The 14,467-nt window shown below is 64.0% G+C and carries 13 protein-coding genes; all 13 read left to right on the top strand.

The annotated features are described in order from the left end of the window. Positions 1-55: 55 nt before the first annotated feature. The 13 genes from L1080_RS37795 (at position 56) to L1080_RS37735 (ending at position 14,279) form a co-directional block, all read left to right on the top strand. Positions 56-1,735, top strand: coding sequence for a long-chain fatty acid--CoA ligase (locus tag L1080_RS37795; protein WP_096824230.1), 1,680 nt, complete (start codon positions 56-58; stop codon positions 1,733-1,735). A 402-nt stretch (positions 1,736-2,137) separates the two neighbouring features. Beyond that, positions 2,138-2,815, top strand: coding sequence for an MlaE family ABC transporter permease (locus L1080_RS37790; RefSeq protein ID WP_230831853.1), 678 nt, complete (start codon positions 2,138-2,140; stop codon positions 2,813-2,815). A 142-nt stretch (positions 2,816-2,957) separates the two neighbouring features. Next, on the top strand, positions 2,958-3,737 hold the full coding sequence (locus tag L1080_RS37785; RefSeq protein WP_096824229.1) for an MlaE family ABC transporter permease: 780 nt from the start codon (positions 2,958-2,960) through the stop codon (positions 3,735-3,737). A gap of 1 nt (position 3,738) precedes the next feature. After that, positions 3,739-4,902: an MCE family protein gene (locus L1080_RS37780; RefSeq protein ID WP_052455227.1), complete on the top strand. Its 1,164-nt coding sequence runs from the start codon at positions 3,739-3,741 to the stop codon at positions 4,900-4,902. Beyond that, entirely contained in the window at positions 4,899-5,903 is a 1,005-nt protein-coding gene (locus tag L1080_RS37775) for an MCE family protein (protein WP_040270046.1), read from the top strand. Before L1080_RS37780 ends, L1080_RS37775 begins: the two co-directional genes overlap by 4 nt. Beyond that, positions 5,903-6,901: an MCE family protein gene (locus L1080_RS37770; protein ID WP_208964485.1), complete on the top strand. Its 999-nt coding sequence runs from the start codon at positions 5,903-5,905 to the stop codon at positions 6,899-6,901. The genes L1080_RS37775 and L1080_RS37770 overlap by 1 nt, the downstream gene beginning before the upstream one ends. Then, positions 6,898-8,007, top strand: a complete 1,110-nt coding sequence (locus tag L1080_RS37765) for an MCE family protein (RefSeq protein WP_109336414.1) — start codon at positions 6,898-6,900, stop codon at positions 8,005-8,007. The genes L1080_RS37770 and L1080_RS37765 overlap by 4 nt, the downstream gene beginning before the upstream one ends. Beyond that, complete coding sequence (locus L1080_RS37760) at positions 8,004-9,152, top strand: MCE family protein (protein ID WP_109336415.1); 1,149 nt, start codon at positions 8,004-8,006, stop codon at positions 9,150-9,152. Before L1080_RS37765 ends, L1080_RS37760 begins: the two co-directional genes overlap by 4 nt. Then, a complete protein-coding gene (locus L1080_RS37755; RefSeq protein WP_109336416.1) occupies positions 9,152-10,621 on the top strand; it encodes an MCE family protein in 1,470 nt (489 codons plus the stop codon). The genes L1080_RS37760 and L1080_RS37755 overlap by 1 nt, the downstream gene beginning before the upstream one ends. After that, positions 10,597-11,211 carry a hypothetical protein gene (locus tag L1080_RS37750; RefSeq protein WP_109336417.1) on the top strand — a complete coding sequence of 205 codons (615 nt, stop codon included), beginning with the start codon at positions 10,597-10,599 and terminating at the stop codon, positions 11,209-11,211. The genes L1080_RS37755 and L1080_RS37750 overlap by 25 nt, the downstream gene beginning before the upstream one ends. Beyond that, positions 11,208-11,738 (top strand): hypothetical protein, encoded by a 531-nt coding sequence (locus tag L1080_RS37745; protein ID WP_040270034.1) that lies wholly within the window; start codon positions 11,208-11,210, stop codon positions 11,736-11,738. Before L1080_RS37750 ends, L1080_RS37745 begins: the two co-directional genes overlap by 4 nt. Before the next feature lie 61 nt (positions 11,739-11,799). Then, a complete protein-coding gene (locus tag L1080_RS37740) occupies positions 11,800-12,852 on the top strand; it encodes an ABC transporter ATP-binding protein (RefSeq protein ID WP_040270032.1) in 1,053 nt (350 codons plus the stop codon). Between the two features lie 74 nt (positions 12,853-12,926). Next, positions 12,927-14,279, top strand: coding sequence for a C40 family peptidase (locus tag L1080_RS37735; protein WP_109336418.1), 1,353 nt, complete (start codon positions 12,927-12,929; stop codon positions 14,277-14,279). The last annotated feature ends 188 nt before the right edge of the window (positions 14,280-14,467 follow it).

Genomic DNA, 14,467 nt, shown 5'->3' with positions numbered 1-14,467 from the left:
TCGACGACAAGTCCCCCCTTTTTCCTGGAGCCTGGAGACCCCCGTGCTTAGTACGATGCAAACCTCTCCCCTGCTGGTCCGCGAGATTCTGCTTCACGGACAGCGCATATACGGGAACTCCACTGTCGTGACCTACGAGCCGGATTCCTGCCGTCGCACCACATTTGACGAGGTAGCCCACCGCGCCGAACGCCTCGCCAGCGGGCTGACCGAGATCGGAGTTTCTCCGGGCGACCGGGTCGCCACACTCCTGTGGAACACGCAGGAACATCTCGAGTGCTACCTCGCGATCCCTTCGATGGGCGCGGTCCTCCACACCCTCAACCTGCGACTGACTCCAGAGCAATTGGCGTTCGTGATCAACCATGCTCAAGACAAAGTCGTCATCGCCGACAGGACCACCCTTCCGCTGCTCGCCCGGGTCTTCGACCAGCTCACGACCGTCGAGCATGTCATCGTCGTCGGCGACACCGACACCAACGAGCTGCCCGACGACCGGAACTTTCGCTACGAAGACCTACTCACCTTGACCCGCACACCGTTCGTCTGGCCTGATCTAGACGAATCTCAGGCTGCAGCAATGTGTTACACCAGCGGCACGACGGGCGACCCGAAGGGTGTCGTCTACAGTCACCGCTCGACATACCTGCATTCCCTGGCGTCGGCCGCAGGAAATGTTTTCGGTGTCAACGAGCACGACATCGTGCTTCCGGTGGTACCGATGTTCCACGCAAATGCGTGGGGATTGGCCTACACATCCTGGCTCTCCGGGTCCGATCTACTCTTGCCCGGCCGCTACCTCCAGGCTGAGCATCTGGCAAGAATGATCGAGTCCGAGCGACCCACCCTCGCCGGTGCCGTACCGACAATCTGGAACGACCTCCTCGGCTACGCCCGCACACACAGCACAGATCTGAGCAGTCTGCGGCTCGTCGCCTGCGGAGGATCCGCGGTTCCACGCTCTCTCATCGAGGGCTACGAGTCCGATTTCGGTGTCCGCATCATTCAGGCATGGGGAATGACCGAGACCAGCCCGCTCGCAGCGGTCGCCCTGCCGCCGAAGGGAAGTGCGCCGGAGGACGAAATGTACTGGCGATCCAAGACCGGCCGGGTGACCGCGGGCGTCGAAGCGCGTCTGATAGACGACTCCGGCAACGAGGTGCCCTGGGACGGAAAGTCGATCGGCGAGATCCAGGTGCGAGGGCCATGGATTACCGGGGCCTACTACGGCGTCGACGCCACCGACAAGTTCGCGGACGGATGGCTGCGCACCGGTGACGTCGCCCATATCGACCCCCGCGGATACATCCAGATCACCGACCGGACGAAAGACGTCATCAAGTCGGGAGGCGAGTGGATCAGCTCCGTCGACCTCGAAAACGCCCTGATGGGGCACCCAGAGGTCTTCGAAGCAGCCGTTATCGCCGTACCCGATGCCAAGTGGGAAGAGCGGCCCCTGGCCTGTGTGGTGCGCAACCCAGGCTCGACGATCGGCCCGGACGAACTGCGCACCTTCCTCGACTCACAGGTCGCAAAGTGGTGGATTCCCGAACGCTGGGCATTTCTCGAGACGGTGCCCAAAACCAGCGTCGGAAAGTTCGACAAGAAGGCGCTGCGCGCGCTGTACGCACGAGGTGACATCGAACAGCACATTTCGACCGACGCAGCACAGCTCACCCGCGATTCACCCATCGCCGACGGTGATCGGAGTCTCCCGCAGGGAACGCTCGGATAACGCGACGAGCATTGTCAGCCGATGTGACACCTTTCTGACACGGTCGGCACCGGGGCCGCGCGGCTCTCCCCACGACTTCGGACCCGGCACGGACCCCGGCACGGTCGAATCGACGGTAGTGGGTGGCCGCACCCCGCTGGGCACCGAGCACCGGAAAGGGCTCCGCCCCTGCCAAGGCCGACCGAAGACCGTCTTTGGCAGGGGCGAATCGAACGGTGACGGCGCACCCGCCGTCACCTACTCACACACAGGCACCCACTTATCAGCGCGGAGGATTACGTGCAAACGCTTGAAGAATCCGGATCGGCGAGCGAGAGAAGAGCGCAGGCGTCGGCCGCCCTACGCGTGGCACCCCGCGCGGTGGGCGCCTTCTACGCCACTTCACTCGAGACGTTCCGCTTCATGTTTCGTCGACCATTTCATCTGCGCGAATTCCTCCTCCAGGCGTGGTTCATTGCCGGTGTGTCAATCATGCCGACTCTGTTGATGGCGATCCCGTTCTGCATGATGTTCGTCTATCAGATCAACATCTTGCTGGCCGAGATCGGTGCCGTCGACCTGAGCGGCGCCGGCGCCGGTGTCGCCATCGTCCGCGAAATCGGACCGATCGTCACAGTCCTGGTCGTCGCGGGCGCGGGATCGACCGCGGTCTGCGCCGATCTCGGATCGCGGACGATTCGCGAGGAGATCGATGCGATGAAGGTCCTCGGCATCGATCCCATTCACCGCCTGTGCGTTCCGCGAGTGTTGGCCTCGACGGTCATCGCCATGTTCCTCAACGGCCTGGTGTCGGCGGTCGGTCTGGTCGGAGGCTATATCGCCACCGTGTACATGCAGGGCGCTTCCCCCGGCCAGTACGTCACCTCGATCTCGATTCTGACCGGTCTCGGGGACTTCTTCGTCGCCGAAATCAAGGCGGCGGTGTTCGGGATGCTCGCCGGACTGGTCGCCTGCCACCTCGGCCTGAACGTGCGCGGCGGGCCGAAGGGCGTCGGTGACGCCGTCAACCAGACAGTGGTCTTCAGCTTCCTGTTGCTGTTCCTGGCGAACTCGATCATCACCACATTGGCCTTGCACTGAACACGTTTGGACAACTGACAGAAAACCGCACGACAAGAACGACGGGAATCTCGTGTCGAAATCCAACAGACCTACTGGTCTCCGGGGAACCGGAGCCGCCGCGATCAAGTTGATTGATGCGCCGGTCGGCCATCTCGAAGAGATGGGTAGACAGCTCTCCTTCTACAACCACACGATCGCGTCGGTTCCGCGGACCTTCCGGCGCTACCGCGCCGAGACGATTCGGCTCCTCGCAGAAGTGAGCATGGGCACCGGAGCCCTCGCCGTGATCGGGGGGACCCTGGTGGTCATCACCATGCTCACCGCCGCAGTGGGGTACGAGGTCGGCCAGCAGGGCTCGACCTCTCTCGGCCACATCGGCCTTGGTGCACTGTCCGGCTTCATCTCTGCCTTCTTCAATACCCGCGAAGCGATCCCGGTGATCGCGGGCATCGCCTTGACGGCAACCGTGGGGGCTGGATTCACCGCACAGCTCGGCGCCATGCGCGTCAGCGAGGAGATCGACGCGATGGAAACCATGTCGATTCCTTCACTGCCGTACCTGGTCACCACGCGGGTGATGGCAGGGGTGATTGCGGTGATCCCGCTGTACTCGGTGGCGTTGTTCATCGGCTTCGCCTCCACCCAGCTGGTCACCGTCTACATGGTCGGGGAAGCAGAAGGAACGTTCTGGCACTACTTCAACGTGTTCCTCGTACCCAGCGACGTGATCTGGTCGGCGGTCAAGGTGCTGGCGATGTCCGTGGTGGTGATGTGCGTGCACTGCTACCACGGCTACAACGCCAGCGGTGGTCCCGCCGGTGTGGGTGTCGCGGTCGGTCGGGCAGTTCGAACGTCCCTGATTTCCATCATGGTGATCGACCTTCTGATCGGTATCGCCGTGTACGGCGGCACCGCCGGGGCAGTGCGGGTGTCGGGCTGACATGAGTGGACATCTGGCAGAACGCAGCCGCAAAACCTACGTCGCACTCGGCCTGCTGCTGGTCGTGGTGGGCGCGTTGGCGACGGCCACCTCAATCGCCGTCTACCGGGGAAACTTCACCTCGGCTATCCCCGTCAAGTTGTACGCAACCCGCGCCGGCTTGTCGCTCGAACCCGGATCCGACGTGAAGATACGCGAGGTCGTCGTCGGCCGGGTCACCGACGTGAAGCTGGTTGACGGGCAGGCCGAGATCTCCATGGACATCGACGACAACCGTGCGAGCACCATCGCCGCGAACGTTTCAGCGGCGATCGATCCCACGACCCTGTTCGGCCGCAAGTTCGTCACCCTGGTGCAGCCTGCAACGCCCTCCTCCGAGACGATCTCGGCGGGCACGGTGCTCTCGACGGGACAGGTGGCGACGGAAATCAACGATCTACTCGAATCGTTGGTGACCGTGTTGCGCACGGTGGAGCCGGAGAAGGTCAACGGGTCCTTGAACGCATTGGCGACGTCACTGCACGGCCGGGGCGACCACCTCGGGGACACCCTGGTCGAACTCAACACCTATCTCTCGAGTTTCAACGACAGCATCCCCACCCTGCAGCGTGACCTGATGCAGGGCGCACAAACCACCGACATCCTCGCCGCCGCGACTCCCGACCTCATGGCAACTGTCGATCACGCCAGCACCACCGCGACGACAATCACCGAACGCCAAGACCAGCTCAACGCGTTCATCCTCAGCTTCACCGGCTTCGGCAACAGTGGTCACGGCCTTCTCGACGCCGCCGGCACACCGCTGACCGAATCCCTGTCATCCTTGGCGCCGACCACCGCCCTGCTCGCCGAGCGGGCTCCGGCCCTTCCCTGCTTCGTCGAAAGCCTGAAGCAGACCAACACCTACCTCGAACGGATCTTCGGGGGGAGTGACATGCCCGGGTTGAACATCACCAGCACCCTGTTGATGGGTGACCCGCCCTATACGAACTCGGCCAATCTGCCGGTCGTGGAGGCCGACGGTCCCGTGGCCTGCTACGACTGGACACAGCCGCAGGGACACACCAACTTTGACGACGGCAGTGACGCATACCGTCCCGCGCGTACCCCGATGGATCTGATCGGGAACCCCTTCGCGCAGTTCTTCCTGGGAGGTCTGCGATGACAACGAAAGCACCCGTCCTCAAACTGCTGATCTTCATGCTCGTGACCACGCTGACCGGGTTCGGTGTCGCCACGGTGGTCGGCAACCTCCGTTTCGGCAGCACACACACCTACAGCGCGGTCTTCACCAGCGCGTCCGGACTCGGAAACGGTGAGGACGTCCGGGTGGCCGGAGTGCCGATGGGCAAGGTCACCGATGTCGCCCTCAATCCGGACGGCACGGCACTGGTCACCTTCTCACTGTCCACCGAGCGTCCCCTGCCCTCTACCACCGAAGCGAAGATCAAGTACAAGAACCTGATCGGGGACCGGTATGTCGACCTGTCCCAGGGCGCCTTCGATACGCATGCGCTCGACGGCCCGATTCCGCTCGAGCAGACGACCTCGGCCCTCGATCTCGACCAGGTCGTCAACGGTTTCCGTCCACTTCTCCAGGGCCTGGATCCGGATCAGACCAATCAATTGTCCACCTCTCTGATCCAGGTTCTGAACGGTCAGGAAGCCAGTATCAGCGCGTTGATCTCCCAGATCGACACGTTCACCAACACCCTCGCCGACCGCGATCAGGCCATCGGCCAAGTGATCACCAACTTCAACACCGTGCTCGGCACCGTCAACAACCGGCACGACCAGTTCGGGGCACTCGTCGACCAACTGCAACACCTGGTCGCCGGCCTCAACGACGACCGGGATCTGATCAGCCGCTCCCTGGGGCAGATCGACGACGCCTCCAAGACACTGGCCGAGGTTCTCACCGAAAACCGGCCCGCCATCGCGCAGGACGTATCCGCCCTCGGCGACCTGGCCGGCCAACTCAATGCCAAGACCGACACGGTGAACATGATCCTGGCCAAGTTGCCCGAGAACTACCGTCTGACTGCTCGCGCAGGAGGATACGGAAGCTACGTGAACCTGTTCGTGTGTGGGCTGGCGATCAAGTACGCGCAAGGGCCGGGCGGACTCACGCCGATGTTCACCGCGCCCGCCGAAAGGTGCAAATAATGATGACCAAATCATTCCTCGAACGAAACCCGATCCGCGTCGGCGTCGTCGGCACCCTCGTCCTACTCGGCGTAATCGTTGTGGCCCTCAACTACGACACGATCCCCGGCATCGCGGCGAAGACCTATCACGCCGAGTTCGGCGACGCGAGCGGCCTGGTAGTGGGTGACACCACCCAGATCGCCGGCGTCAAGGTCGGCGAGGTGCGGGAGATCTCGCTGGACGGAGACAAGGTCGATGTCGAATTCGATGCCGACAGCGGTGATGTACGCCTCGGCGACGACACGCACGCCACAATCAAGGTCGAGACCGCGCTCGGACGTCGATACATCGAACTCACACCAGGAGGTGACGGGGAACTTGGCCGCGGTGGCACGATACCGCTGTCCAACACCACCTCCGGATATGACCTGACACGATCGCTCGAAGAGGTGACCGACAAGGTTTCCAAGACGGACACCGTCGATCTGTCCGGTGCCCTCGACCAGCTTTCGGAAGTCGAGCAGGCGCTGCCCCCGAACCTGCAGTCGTCGCTGACGGGGCTGTCCCGGCTGTCCGAGACGGTGGCCAGTCGCGATGCCGACCTGCGTCACCTTTTGACGAACACCGCCGGGGTGAGCGCCCTACTCTCCGACCGTAGTCAGCGTGTCGCCGAACTACTCGGCCAGGGTCAGTCGCTTTTCGCCGCGCTCAATCAGCGGGCCGACGCCATCCACCACATCCTCGTGCAGGCCCGGCAGATCGCCGACGAACTCACCGCGCTGAAGCGGGACAACGAAGCCACCCTCGCACCCACCCTCGCGCAGATGGACACCCTGGTGACCACCTTGAACAACAACTACGACAACATCAACGCCTCCCTCACCGGTCTCGAGCGCTATTCCCAGCAGATCGGTGACGTCGTGGGCAGCGGACCGTTCTTCGCGGCACTGTTGCAGAACATCCTGCCCGCGAATCTCGCCGGCCAGCTTCCCGGCAGCCTCGGAGGCCCTCGATGAAGGGGACACGCAGGCCGACTGTGCGGATGCCGGCGAAGGTTCTGCTGCTTATCGTGGTCATCGTCGCCGTCGTGGCCGGAACCGGGGCCTGGGTCGCCAATAACGCCACCCACCACATCTCGGCCTACTTTCGGAGCGCGACGGGACTGTATGTCGGGGACCGAGTCATGATCCTCGGCGTCGAGGTGGGCCGGGTCAATGAAATTGCCCCGGAAGGCGATCGCGTCCGGATCGAGTTCGAATACGACGGCGACTACGACGTCCCGGCCGACGCGCAGGCGGTGATCGTGGCACCGGTCCTGGTCACCGGCCGCTACATCCAACTCGCACCGGCCTACACCGGCGGCGAGAAGATGCAGGACGGACAGACCATCCCAGTCGAACGCACCGCGGTACCGGTGGAATTCGACGAGGTCAAGGAGCAGGTCGTCAAGCTGGCCCAGGACGTCGGGCGCACGCCCGAAAATCCCAACGGATCGCTGAACGATTTCGTGTCGAACACCGCAGACACCCTGCGCGGCAACGGTCAGACCCTGCACGATTCCCTCGTCAAGCTCTCCGATGCCAGCAGCACCCTCAGCAAGGGCGGGGAGGACCTGTTCGCCTCCGTCCGGAACCTGCAGTCGTTTACCAGCGCACTGGCGGCCAACGAGCAGCAGATCACGGCCTTCAGCCGGGAACTCGCGACCACGTCGTCGGTGCTCAACGCCAATCGCACCGAACTCGATGCACTGCTCAACAGCATGCTCGTGACCTTCGGTGAGGTCACCCAGTTCCTCCAGGACAATCGTGGGGCACTGACCACCGACGTAGGCAAACTGACCGACATCACCCGCCAGCTGGTCGACCGTGAGGACGCCCTTGCCTCCATCCTCCACACCGCTCCAACGACGCTGTCGAACTTCTACAACATCTACGACCCGGACTCGAATTCACTGACCGCCGCGATAGCCGTTTCCGATACCCCCGACCCACGGTCGTTGATCTGTGCCCTCCTCACCACAGTCGACGCCCCCGCCGACGAATGCATCAAAACCACAGGAGCACTGGCAACCGGACTGGTCCAACCCCCGGGCGCGCCGGCACCGAGCGGAGGAACCCGATGACCTCGATCAAACAACTCACCGCTTACTCGGCCCTGGTACTCGGGGTGGCGGTGACCTCGACCGGGTGCCGATTCGATGGGATCAACTCCATTCCGTTGCCAGGCAACGCCGTCGGCGGAGACACCTACCAGGTCACGGTCGAGCTCGCCGACGTCCAGAATCTGGTGGGCAACTCGCCGGTCAAGGCGAACAACGTGATCGTCGGGAACATCGCCCGAATCGGCGGACAAGACTGGATCGCTCACCTGACACTCGAGCTCCAGGACAACGCCGAGATCGCGGCGAACGTCACCGCGAAGCTGGCTCAGAACAGTGTGCTTGGATCGCAGTATCTGGAACTGACGGTTCCCGCCGGTGAAGAACCTAGGGGAACCCTGCAGGACGGGGCCGTCATACCCCTGTCCCGCACCAGCCAGTACGCTTCCACCGAAGAGGTTCTGTCCGCGTTGTCCCTCGTACTCAATGGCAGTGGGCTGCAGCAGATCCGCACCGTGACCTCCGAACTCGTGCGAGTCCTGGACGGTCGGGAGCAGAACCTGCACGAGCTGTTCGGGAACCTCGAGACCCTCATGGGCGGGCTCGATCAGCAGCGCGCCGACATCGTCCGCGCGATCGACGGGCTCGACCGGCTCGGAGCCGAGCTGGCGACGCAGAGCGGAACACTCGATCGCGGCATCGAGACCATCACCCCGGCCATGGGGGTGCTCAACGACCAGCAGCAGCAGCTGACGACCATGCTGACCAGCGTCGGTGAGTTCGGTCAGGTCGCCACCGAGGTGCTCGACAGCAGCCGGGAGGATCTGCACGCTAATCTCACGGCGCTGCAGCCCACGTTGAGCCAGCTCGCCTCCGTCGGGGATTCGATCCCCGAGGCGCTCAAGATCGCCACAACCCTGCCGTTCCCGATCGAAACCACCGACCGCGCGGCGCGTGGTGACTACGTGAACCTGTTCCTCACCCTCGACGTGAGCGCCGAGACCGTGGGCGGCAAGGTCCTCGGCAGCATTCCGGTATCCGAGCTCGCCGGGCTCAACCCCGCCAGACAAGCCGCCAACCCGCTGCTGGCACCCACCGAGCCGCGCCAGGCCACACTCCCCGCAACTCCGGCTGCTGGCACACCTCAACAGCAGGGAGGTCAACGCTGATGCGCACCAAACTGGTTCGAATCCAACTCGTCATCTTCACCGTCGTCGCTCTCGTCGCCGTGGGCAACTCCGTCTACAGCTACATGGGCCTGAAGCGGTTCTCGGGTATCGGAATGTACTCGGTGGATGTCGAACTCGAACGAGCGGGAGGACTCTATCCGAATGCGCTCGTCACCTACCGCGGCGTCGATGTCGGCGTCGTCGAATCGCTCGACGTGAACCCCGACCATGTGACCGTGCACCTGCAGCTGGACTCCGACCACAAGGTTCCCCAGTCGACCGACGCCTACGTGCGCAGCGTCTCCGCGATCGGTGAGCAGTATGTCGACCTGGTGCCGACCACCTCGGAGGGGCCGTTCCTGGCCGACGGCGACGTGATCGACCGATCGCGCACCACCCTGCCCGTGCCGGCCGCGAAGGTGGTGGACGAGGTCAACACGCTCCTCGAGGGGCTGCCCAAAGAGGATCTGAAGACCACCGTCGACGAGGCGTACATCGCCTTCAACGGCGCCGGGCCCGCCCTGTCCCGGTTGATCGACTCCGCCCGCCCGCTCATCGCGCTCGCGCAAGCGAACCTGAAACCGACCACCACCTTGATCGACGACGTCGAGCCGGTCCTCGGTGCGGCCAACGAGGCCGGCCCGGATATCTCCAGCTTCGCCACCGATCTGGCCTCGTTCACCGAGCAGCTGACCATGAACGACACTCAGATTCGCGGCGTGTTGGACAACGGCCCCGCCTTCTTCGACGCGTTCGGTGGAACCATGACCGACCTCCAGCCGTCTCTGCCGTTGCTGTTGGCGAACCTGCAGAGCGCCGGGGAAGTGTTGCGGGTCAACGTGCCCGGTCTCCGCCAGATTTTGGTGATCTACCCGGCGATCTCGGCCGCGATGAACTACTCAGCTCTGGGCGTGCAGGGCGCAGACCGCACCTACGGGCAGGGACCGCTCGATATCAAGCTGGGCAACACCGCCAATCCCCTGCCCTGTACCGAGGGATACGAGCAGACCCAGCGCCGCGACCCCGGCGACCTGTCCGCCGCCGAACCAGCCACCGACCCCTACTGCAAGTTGCCTCCGAACGAGCCCCGCGTGGTCCGCGGCGCCCGCAACCTTCCCTGCGCCACCGACCCCTCCGTGCGCACGGCTGAAGTCGGTGAATGCCCCGGCGGCCTGCCCTCGAGCTGGCCGCAGATGCTCGCACGGCCGGGGCAGCCCTACGTCCCGGCACCGGGAGAACCGCCCGCCGCTCCACCGGAGCCCGAGCAGTCGGGCAACTCGCAGCAGGCGCCTGTCACGGTAACCCCGGCCTCCTGGGACAGCCGGCAACCACGGGCGATCGCCACCGCACCCTACGACCCGATCACCGGCACGTTCCGCGCCCCAGACGGCGCCCTGTACTCCATCGACGCCAAGTCCCCAACCCAGTCCGAGGAGGAACTGACATGGCAAAGTCTGCTACAGCGTTAGCCACCGAGACGATCGACGACGAAAACGTCCTCGATCGACCCGAACCACCACCCGAAACCCCGACGACCGCCGCCGACGATTCCGGCGACTCCGCCCGCCGACGGACCGGCCGGATCACTCTCGCTGCGATCGTGTTCCTCGGCGCCCTCATGCTGGCCGGCACAGTTCTGGGGGTCAGATCGTGGAACGACTGGCGGACCACGGAAACCGCCGCAACCCGCGACGTCACCATCCTCGACACTGCCGCCCAGATGGCGACCAACCTGGTCACCCTCCGCCACCAGAGCCTCGACGAGGACATCCAGAAAGTCTCCGACGGAACCACCGGACCATTCCACGACCAATTCACCACTTCCTCAGGCGGTTTCGGTGACGTGCTGAACCAGGGACAGGTCGAGTCCACGGGCGAAGTGAAATCCGCCGGGATCGTCGACGCGACGGACGATCACGCCACCGTCCTGGCGGCAGTCACCTCGACGGTCAAGAACACCGAGGCCCCCGACGGTGAGATGCGGGTCTACCGCATGAAAATGACCCTCGACCTGGTCGACGGTCGCTGGCTCGTATCCAACGTGGAGTTCGTCGCATGATTACCTACCTCGCTCGCATCACCTCGCTCCTCGGCACGTGGAGCAGCCGCAAACGCGCCCTGGTGGTCGCCGGACTCGGCGTCCTGGCGGTCGCGGTGACGATCGCCAGTGCGACACTGACGATCCGCGCCCACGAAGGCCGCAGCCAGGAAGACACCCGGCACCAGGCCCGCGCGCATGCCGCGCAGATGGTTCCCGACATCCTGTCCTACGACTTCAACACCATCGACGACCACTTCACCAACGCACTGGAGTATCTCGGGGGCGACTTCCGCACTCAGTTCGAAAGCGTGAGCAAAGACGTCATCATCCCCTCCGCGAAGGAACGACAGGTGGTCACCTCGGCGACCGTCGTGGAATCCTCCGTGGTCTCTGCCGACGCCGACGCCGCCACCGTGCTGATGTTCCTCAACCAGTCGACCACCAGCACCGACAGCCCTGCACCCAAGCTGGACGGCAGCCGCGTCCAGGTTTCACTGCAGCGCGATGGAGATTCCTGGCAGATCACCGAAATGACCCCGGTATGAGCTCCCGCATCAACTACCCGAGTTCCCCCCCAGTTCACGAAATCGACGTAAGGAAGTCACGATGGGTGTCGAAGTTTCAGTCAGCGACCTGACCAAGTCGTTCGGCTCGCAGAGGATCTGGCAGGACGTGTCGTTGACGCTTCCGTCAGGTGAGGTCAGCGCGCTGCTCGGGCCGTCGGGAACCGGTAAGTCGGTGTTCTTGAAGTCGCTGATCGGCCTGCTCCGCCCGGAGCAGGGCTCCATCGTGATCGACGGCACCAACATTCTCGAGTGCTCCTCCAAGGAGCTCTACGAGATCCGGAAACTGTTCGGGGTGCTGTTCCAGGACGGCGCCCTGTTCGGGTCGATGAACCTATACGACAACGTGGCGTTCCCGCTGCGCGAGCACACCAAGAAGTCCGAGTCCGACGTCCGCAAGATCGTGATGGAGAAGATGGAACTCGTCGGTCTCCTCGGGGCCGAGGAGAAGCTCCCCGGCGAGATCTCCGGCGGTATGCGCAAACGCGCGGGCCTGGCCCGCGCCCTGGTGCTGGATCCGCAGATCATTCTGGTGGACGAGCCGGACTCAGGCCTGGACCCGGTGCGCACCACCTACATCTCGCAGACGTTGATCGACATCAACGCCGAGATCGACGCGACGATTTTGATCGTCTCGCACAACATCAACCTCGCCCGGACGGTGCCGGACAACATTGGCATGCTTTTCCGTAAGGAACTGGTGATGTTCGGACCCCGCGAGGTGCTGCTCACCAGTGAGGAGCCGGTGGTCAAACAGTTCCTCAACGGCACCATGATCGGCCCGATCGGCATGTCCGAGGAAAAGGACGAAGCCACCATGGCCGCCGAACAAGCGATGGTCGACGCCGGCCACCACGCCGGTGGCGTCGACGACGTCGAGGGCATCGTCCCGCAGATGAAGGCCACCCCCGGAATGCCGTTCCGCCAAGCCGTCACCCGCAGACAGGAACGCGTCCGTCACATCCTGCACACCCTGCCCGAAAGCGCGCAGATCGCGATCCAGGAAAGCTTCGACGAACACCAGCTTTATAACGAGTTCGATTACGTCACTGAGGAAATCGACACCACCGACGTGCATGAATGGAGCACGCCATGACCCGGCTCGCGGAACGGGCGAGCCCAATGGGGGGACGCGAAGACGACTATCCGATGTAGAGAAACGAGCGCAAGATGTCCGACCCCTCCGCCATCATCACGGCGATCGTCATCGCCGTCGGTGGCGCCGCGAACAACACCGCCCTGCCGCCCGAAGTGAAAACACCGGTCACCGACGCCCTAGCGGCGGTCGAGCAGGCAGCACCAGCCCTCGATCAACAGGTCGGAGATGTGTTGGCAACACTTCCCACCCCCGTGCAGCAGTTTGCGCAGCAAGGGATCGACAATGCGGCGCAGGCGATGTCGGAGGTGATACCCCCTCAACCCCCGCCCGCGCCGCCGATCCCGCTTCCTCCGGCCGACACACCCCCACGACCAGATCCCGCCCCTGCAGAACCCGTGCCGCCGGCAGACCGCGCCGTCGTACCCAGCCCCGGCACCGCTGCCACCGACGGATCCGATGGAGGATATTGGAGCAGTGCCAATTTCGCAGACACCGCGTCTCTCGCACCGATCAGCAGCGTACTGCCCCGCCTCACTTTGGCCCCCGGTAATACTTTCGCCACCTTCGTGCCCTGGCTGAACAAGGCCGGCGCACTGTGCGACGGGATCACAGCGCCTACGCTCGCGGCACTCTATTCAGCGGAGAACGGATTCCGCTACGGACCGTCAGCCCCGGTATCTCCGGTCGGCGCCAAGGGCCCCGGTCAATTCATGGATGGAACCTGGCGCACGTACGGCAAGGACGCCGACGGTGACGGTACCGCAGATGTTCTCGGCGTCGCGGACTCCGTCATGGCCTCCGGGCATTTGTTGTGCGACATGTACACCCAGATCGACTCGTGGAAGCACCAAGGACGAGTCCGCGGGGACACCCTCGACCTGGCGATCGCCGGCTACAACGCCGGCCTGGGCGCCGTGCTCGCCTCTCGGGGAATGCCCTCCGGTAGCCCTGACTACGAGAATCAGACAAAACCGTACGTCGCGAAGATCCGCGCGTCCGAGGCCTACTTCGCCAGCTTGCTCTCCCCCTTCGGGGGACCGGCCCTGTCCGAGGCCGGCGCACGGGTCGTCCAGAGCGCCATGAAGTTTCTCGGCCTTCCCTACGTATGGGGCGGCGGAAACATTCACGGCCCCTCGCAGGGCGGATTCGACTGCTCCGGCCTGACCTCCTACGCGTTGTACGCGGCGACCGCCGGGAAGGTCGTCCTCCCGCGCACCTCCGAGACCCAGTGGAACGTCGGTCTCGAACGGCCCCTCGCCGAGGCAGTGCCCGGTGACCTGTTGTTTGGGAACTGGGGACCGAACGGGCCGGGACACGTCGCCATCTACATCGGGAACGGGCAGATGATCCATGCGCCGACAACGGGTGACGTAGTACGTGTGGCGGCGGTTTTCGACGATATGCGGGTGCGACACGTGATGTGACACCCGAGGGGCAGTATGTGTTCGACGCCGCCGCCGAAAGGCATTTCACCCCGAAACACGAGTACGACCACTTCGTCTCTTTTTCTTTACTGTTCCCCTGTGGGTGCCGGGCACCGTCGTTGTCTTCTCTATATTCGGTAGAATCTGCGCCAGTTGGACATCCAGGTTGCGTTGGGCGTTTCCAGCCG

Origin of the sequence: Rhodococcus sp. MSC1_016 (assembly GCF_023667485.2) — a bacterium.
In the GTDB taxonomy this organism is placed as follows: domain Bacteria; phylum Actinomycetota; class Actinomycetes; order Mycobacteriales; family Mycobacteriaceae; genus Rhodococcus_F; species Rhodococcus_F oxybenzonivorans.
This window is presented reverse-complemented; position numbering and strand designations above follow the sequence as displayed.